This is a genomic window from Desmonostoc vinosum (assembly GCF_059505385.1).
This window is the reverse complement of the sequence record NZ_JCACKM010000252.1, coordinates 1-6,398: the sequence shown is the minus strand read 5'-3', so window position 1 is coordinate 6,398 and position 6,398 is coordinate 1. Positions and strand designations below refer to the sequence as shown.

Sequence of the window (6,398 nt, the reverse complement as noted above, 5' to 3'; positions counted from 1 at the left end):
CGCTATCGCGGACTCGCTACCGCTGCGAAGCGCGTAATTAAGTTTTGTAATGGGGATTTGACCCAACACAAAACTTACAGGTTATAGAACTGGGGGACTTCAACCCACGGAACTAGTTAAGTTAATTCAAAATTCAAAACTAAAAATTACTAATACAGCTTTGTGTCTACAAAAAATACTTCTTTTCAAGTAAATTCCTCAGAAGATATTGCCAATATACGAGAATCGCACCGCCCACAAATAAACTGGATTCAGCCTTTAGTATTACTTGGGCCATCAGGAATTTGGTTATTACTTTTGTTAGTGCTACCATCTTTCATAATTTTGGAGCTAAGTTTAGTCCCGGATATTCGACCAGGGGATTTAGTAAATCCTAGTGGATTCAAAAATTATATCCGTATATTTGACCCGCTGTACTTACAAGTTATTGGGCGATCGCTTTATTTAGCGTTTGGTACTACAATCATTTGTTTAATATTAAGCTTCCCCGTTGCTTATTGGATTGCTCAGATAGCACCGAAGCGTTGGCGAAATTTATTACTGTTAAGCTTTGTTTTACCTTTGTGGACTTCATCGTTACTCCGCTCTTATGCCTGGATTACAATTTTACGTCCTACTGGTTTATTGAATAGTTTACTCACCAATTTAGGGTTACCTACTTTGGAATTACTAAACCAAACTCCAGCTGTATTGATTGGCATGAGTTATGGCTTATTACCTTACATGATTTTAATTTTATATGCCTCTTTAGAAAAATTAGACAAGGGTTTGTTAGAAGCAGCAGCAGATTTGGGTGCAAATCCCACACAAGCTTTCTGGCAAGTGACTGTACCTCAAATTTTGCCTGGAATAGCTGCTGGTTCTATGCTGGTATTTATCACAGGCTTAGGAGATTTTGTTGATCCGGAATTACTGGGTGGCGCTTCTAGTATGACGGCGGCACGGTTAGTTTATAATCAGTTTCTAGGAGCTACTCAAAATTGGGGATTTGGTTCAGCTTTGAGTATGACATTAATTCTAATTGTCAGCGTGGCGATCGCTCTTTTAATTAAGTTTGGTGAAACTACACTCAAACGATAATCAATTGTCAAAAGTTAGCGCAAATCCATGCACACATCTCCTAAGTTTAATTATGGAGATTTCTCAGTTGTCTGTTCTGTTTTAAAGTCAGCGGATTTTTAACCAATCTTCCAACAAAGCGATCGCACTTGATCAACTACCTACTAGTTTTTGTATTACATGTAGTATATAATAGAGTAAATTTATGTAAATAGCAGAGCTAGAGTTGGATATGATATTTTGTTGCTCTAAAGAAGCGGGCGATAACTGAGGCAAGTGCAAAGAATTTAGCAGGTTAGCTTAGAAATAGCGATCGCATAGAGATAGTGTAGTTACACTAGCAACTTACACCTAAGTAGTATATATTACGAGAAAACTTTTTCATAACTTCCTACCTCGGCACAAACTAACTCAATTAACGCTGCGTAACTAAAAATATGGATTTTCACTATTTTAGAAGCAATGAAGGTAGTGTTGGGAATAATAGCCGTCAAAGTCTACTTGCTAGTGGTTGGCGACCTTTTCACCGAGAATTAGATTGGAGTTTTCTTTGGCGATTGTTGCACAATGATACTGGTGAGTTAACACAAAAGAGTTTGAATTTAGCGAGTAATGTCGCCGAGATTTTAGGACGTAATAATTATGCTTGGTGGGCTAATTTATTAAATGTTGTATCTGATAATACACGATATGAAATTGAAAAATTTTGGAACTACATCACACCTGATCCACAATCACCTGATCATCGGTATAAAGATGTTTTAAGTACAGAAACACCGATAGTGCAATTTGTCAATCGTAGCAGTATTCCTATTGATTACGTGTTGAATCGGCTGCAAGAAATTACTGTGTTACGCGTTTTACAATTATTAGGATGTCCTGATATTATTACTCAGTATTATTCAGAAAGAGATTTTTATTTTCCTGTAGATAAATTTGTCAACTGGGAACGCCTAGATGTTGTCAATACTGTTTACGCTTATTGGTCTAAATATGACGTTTGGCTACAGATTGACCCTTATGATCGCGGCAGACGACAATATACTTTAATGGCAAAAGACATCACACCATTAGTTAACAAAGCGACTTATGATTTAGCAGTGATGTTGAGTGGCTATCAAAGTCGTGTAGGCAAGGTTCACAGTCAATTTCCCATTCGCACATTTCCAGCAGATATTCAAAACTTTACTGACTCGGTACAGCAAGCAGTTCTCCGTCAAAATCAGTTAGCCGTTGTTGTACATGGTGAACCAGGAACAGGTAAAACAGCATGGACACAAGCTGTAGCCAAAGAAATTTTAGTACCTTTAGGGTATGTAATTTTTATTCTCGATCATGATGCGATCGCTAACTTTGTACCGCCAATTTACTTAGAGAGGATTTGTATTGTAATTAACGAAGCAGATAATTTAGCACAAAATCGGGCTTCGGAAGTAGCACAGTATAACAATAAAACCGAGCATATTCTCAGTTTGTTAGATGGCACTTTATACCAAAGTGTAATTGATGACTCTAGTATTCAATTGAAGCAGCGGTTAGTTGTTTTGATGACTTGTAACACTACCGAAAGATTAGATCCAGCAATGTTACGAAAGGGTAGAGTAGATTTGATGTGTGAATTTACACAAAGATTTGTTTAAAAAATTCAATTTTCTCGTCAATGATTCGTTGCATCGGAGAAATAGCAACTGGAACAATGGATGTGTTCATCTTGTGCTGCTAGAACCTCTTAGTCTCAACTTCTTTTCAATGAACTTAATTTTGTCCAATTACTTAATTGTCAGGCTACAACTACCAGTAGATTAAATTATCATGAAAATTCAACACTTAGTTACGGAAGCACTGAATCTGCCTAATAATGCGATCGCTTATCATATCAGTCAGGAATTAGCCGCGATTTATTCCAATAAAGTGCTGGTAGAAGGTAGCGATTCTGCATTTAATTTAGAAAAGTATGCCGAAGCAAATCTCTGTACAATGCAACACAATGCCCACATTCATAACCAAATTATCACTGGTTGGAATGGCATGGCAAATGAAATTTATAACTATACTGAAAATGCCAGCTTTGAAGTGACATGGCAAAAACACCAATTCAATGTACTGTTAATGAGTTGGCATGAAGGATATTGTAAGATTCGATATTACTGGATTCTGGCTAACAACAAGGAGGTAGCTGAGGATTTTTTTGCTGCTGTTTGTGATTGGAACTCAGAAATTCGGGAAGAAGTTTTAGTATTTGAAGATGGTTACTGGACAAAAAATCTCGATTTGTTTCAATCAATTAAAGGTGCAACTTTTGATAATCTCATCTTGCATGGAAATCTTAAACAAGATATTCATGATGACCTGATAAACTTCTTTGCGTCTGGTGAAACTTACGCAGATTATGGTGTGCCTTGGAAGCGGGGTATTTTATTTATTGGTTCACCAGGCAATGGTAAAACACATACAATCAAAGCATTAATCAATCAAATGCAGCAGTCTTGTTTGTATGTTAAAAGCTTTAAATCTGAGTATGATACTGATAGCGAAAATATTCGCAAAGTGTTCAAACAAGCACGACAATCTGCTCCTTGTATTTTGGTGCTAGAAGATATAGATTCTCTTCTGAATGATGAAAATCGCTCCTTCTTTTTAAATGAACTTGATGGCTTTGCTTTGAACGAAGGTATTTTTACTATTGCCACCACCAATCATCCAGAACGCTTAGATGCGGCAATTTGCGATCGCCCAAGTCGTTTTGACCGCAAATATCATTTTGAATTACCAGATATTGCAGATCGACAAGCTTATGTAACTTTATGGAATCATAAACTAAAAGATGTGATGCGCTTATCTGATGAGGCTGTAAATCAGATAGTTGCACTTACAGATGGCTTCTCCTTTGCATATCTCAAAGAACTATTTTTCTCATCGATGATTCGTTGGATGAGAGAAATGGAAACTGGAACAATGGAGAAAATTATGCTTGCTCAAGTAGCAACTTTAAGAGAACAAATGAGTAGTATCACTAAACCTCTTGCATAAATATTTTTTTGATATTTTAAAAATCAAAACCGTCATGCTACACCATAATTCTGTTACCATAGCTGACATCCAAGCAGCACAAAAACGTCTTTTTGGTGTTGCTAACCGCACACCTGTACTAACTTCTAGAACTATCAACGATCGCACCAATAGCCAAGTATTTTTTAAGTGCGAAAATTTTCAACGTACAGGGTCATTTAAATTCAGAGGTGCATACAATGCCCTAGTACAATTATCACCAACCCAACAAAAAACAGGCGTTATCACCCATTCATCGGGGAATCATGCCCAAGCGATCGCATTAGCTGGAAAGCTATTAAATATTCCTACCACTATTGTCATGCCTGATGATGCTCCCGCAGTTAAGCAAATTGCAACTCGTGGTTATGGTGCTGAAATAATTCTTTACAACCGACAAACAACCAACAGAGAAGAATTAGCCCAAAATTTAGCAAGCGATCGCCATCTTACCCTCATTCCCCCTTACGATTATCCCCATGTGATCGCTGGACAAGGTACAACTGCTCTAGAACTTATTCAAGAAGTTGAACAACTCGATTTAGTGCTTGTTTGTTGTGGTGGTGGCGGCTTACTTTCCGGTTGTGCGATCGCTACCAAAGCACTTTTACCTAATTGTAAAATCATTGGCGTCGAACCAGCACTTGCCGATGATGCTACCCGCTCCTTTCACACTAAAGTTTTGCACACTGTTACTAATCCTGATACCATTGCCGATGGCGCTCGTACTCCGAGTCTTGGTCAAATTACCTTTCCCCTAGTACTGCAATATGTTGATGATATGGTGACAGTATCTGAAGAGGCAATTGTGCGTACCATGTTTTTCTTGTGGGAACGCCTGAAAATTGTCGTTGAACCGACTGGAGTACTTGCAGCCACAGCTTTATTAGAAGATATAGTAATAGCACCAGGGGCAAAGATTGGCGTGATTATTAGCGGTGGCAATGTAGATTTGGCGCAAGCCGGCCGCCTGTTTCATCAATTTTGAGTGAGCAGATACGTTAAACTAGTTCAGACAATTCTCCATCAAAACGGCGAAATAAAAATACCCAAAGCGGTAAAGAACTGTTAATTGCAATTAACCTGACTAAATGTCCAGCTGTGACAATTTCGACATTATGATTCAACGTCAGCGCAACTAAAATCATTTCTGCTGATCCGCCTGGAGCTGTGACTAACAGACAAGTTAACCAATCCCAAGAGGTTAATTGCATAGCGAGTATAGCAGCGATCGCTCCGGCGGCAATAGTCATCGCTACAGACATGACAGCATAGCCTATAGCCTGCTTTTTGAATGTAGGCTTGTCTCCCCAGTATTCACCAATAGTAATCCCCAACAGCATTTGACCCAACAAGTTAATCAAAGGCGGTGGACTAAAGCTAATATCACCCACAAAAGGCAGCCAATCTAGCACCGGATTAAACCCCATACCAATCAACAATGCTGCAAAAAAATCACCAGCGGGAATTTTGCATAAAATAGCCAGATAAACTACTAATCCAGTAATTAGCAGTGCTAACAAAAGTAATTCTAATTGAGATAAATCGAAATTAACCAAAGAGCCTGTAATTGGGAGTGTTGGCGAATTCCAGGAATTGCCAACCGATGTCCTCGCAATGGGGGGGATCAGAAAAACTACAGAGGTAACGCGTAAGGCTTGAACTAGGGCGACTAAAGTCACGTTGCGATCGTAATCAGCGGCAATAGCTGCCATAATTCCTACACCACCAGGAACCGTAGCTAGCATTGCTGTTAATAGGTTAGTTTGACTGATGCGAGAGTAAATGTAGCCAATACAGCCACCACACAGCAGCAGAAACATGGTGAGAAAGATAAAAATAGGAATACCGGAAATCACCGTGGAGAAATTACCATGAGTGTTGGATAAGCCAACAGTTAGTCCCACAAGTGCTATGCCGACTTTCCTCGCAGTGCGGTTGGGTGCAGGTGAATATTGGTAGAATAGCCGACATGCTTGCAGAACTACTGTACCAGCAGCAATCCCGCCAAATATCCAAGCAATCCCTCCACTATGAAACCTTGCCAAGAATAAGCCAAGAGGTAAAGCTAGCAGTATTTCTAAAGCAAGGATAATTGATTGCCTGGTCAACAAAGGTTGTTTTGTGACAGCAAAGTTTTCAGCAACAGGTTCTTCCAAGGTGGGAGCAACATTTAAACTTTGATTCATCGATACGCGTTAACTTAACTTAATTTAACTATGCACTCAAGTTCACGCGATCGCACAACTCACTTTAGGTTACATTTGGGAATGGGGAATGGGGACTGGGGA

At 39.0% G+C, this 6,398-nt stretch carries 5 protein-coding genes; 4 read left to right on the top strand and 1 reads right to left on the bottom strand.

The window, feature by feature from the left end:
* Window positions 1-216 precede the first annotated feature (216 nt).
* From AC5JMF_RS28180 to AC5JMF_RS28165, 4 genes are all read left to right on the top strand, one after another.
* Window positions 217-1,080 carry an ABC transporter permease gene (locus tag AC5JMF_RS28180; RefSeq protein ID WP_495799016.1) on the top strand — a complete coding sequence of 288 codons (864 nt, stop codon included), beginning with the start codon at window positions 217-219 and terminating at the stop codon, window positions 1,078-1,080.
* A gap of 416 nt (window positions 1,081-1,496) precedes the next feature.
* Window positions 1,497-2,699, top strand: coding sequence for an AAA family ATPase (locus AC5JMF_RS28175; protein ID WP_495799014.1), 1,203 nt, complete (start codon window positions 1,497-1,499; stop codon window positions 2,697-2,699).
* Between the two features lie 172 nt (window positions 2,700-2,871).
* The gene (locus AC5JMF_RS28170) at window positions 2,872-4,089 is read left to right on the top strand and encodes an AAA family ATPase (RefSeq protein ID WP_495799013.1); all 1,218 of its coding nucleotides are present in this window, start codon (window positions 2,872-2,874) and stop codon (window positions 4,087-4,089) included.
* A 34-nt stretch (window positions 4,090-4,123) separates the two neighbouring features.
* Window positions 4,124-5,095 (top strand): threo-3-hydroxy-L-aspartate ammonia-lyase, encoded by a 972-nt coding sequence (locus tag AC5JMF_RS28165; protein WP_495799015.1) that lies wholly within the window; start codon window positions 4,124-4,126, stop codon window positions 5,093-5,095.
* Window positions 5,096-5,108: 13 nt separating this feature from the next.
* Here the strand turns inward: AC5JMF_RS28165 and AC5JMF_RS28160 are convergent, their stop codons facing one another.
* Entirely contained in the window at window positions 5,109-6,296 is a 1,188-nt protein-coding gene (locus AC5JMF_RS28160; protein WP_495799012.1) for an AbrB family transcriptional regulator, read from the bottom strand.
* Window positions 6,297-6,398: the final 102 nt, after the last annotated feature.